Here is a 572-nt window from a genome sequence, read left to right on the forward strand (position 1 = left end):
GAGCCCCGTAAAGTACCCAACTACGGGCTTTTGCAAAAATTTGAGCCCCGTAAAGTACCCAACTACGGGCTTTTGCAAAAATTTGAGCCCCGTAAAGCACCTAACTACAGCCCGTTTCAAAAAATACCTAGCAACTAACGCTTTGACAAGAACGTTACCCTAAAGCTATCTAACTGCAGTTGATTTCTGATAGTAAAAAAGTGTTGAATAATTGCTCCATCGAGTAATCATTCAACACTTTAGGTTAATATTGCTATTCAGCTTCTTCCAGCAAAATTACTTTGCAGCGTCAGTAGTAGTCTTAGTTGCGTCAGTTGCTGGGGTAGTAGTTGACTTAGTGTCAGTAGTAGTCTTAGTTGCTGGCTTAGTAGTCTTCTTGGTAGTCTTAGCTGAAGTCTTAGTTGACTTTGCGGCCTTCTTAGTGGTCTTAGTTGACTTCTTAGCAGCGGCCTTCTTAGTAGTCTTAGTTGACTTCTTAGCAGCAGCCTTCTTAGCAGTCTTAGTTGACTTCTTTGCGGCAGCCTTCTTAGCAGTCTTAGTTGACTTCTTTGCGGCAGCCTTCTTAGCAGTCT

At 42.5% G+C, this 572-nt stretch carries 1 protein-coding gene; it reads right to left on the minus strand.

Annotated elements, in window-relative coordinates; translation table 11 throughout:
• Window positions 1-276 precede the first annotated feature (276 nt).
• Window positions 277-572, minus strand: a 296-nt coding sequence (locus OCH80_RS10125; protein WP_404540636.1) for a hypothetical protein, incomplete at its 5' end; no start/stop codon positions are given.

It is taken from the genome of Lactobacillus sp. 23-2, from assembly GCF_044902225.1.
Lineage (GTDB): Bacteria > Bacillota > Bacilli > Lactobacillales > Lactobacillaceae > Lactobacillus > Lactobacillus absianus.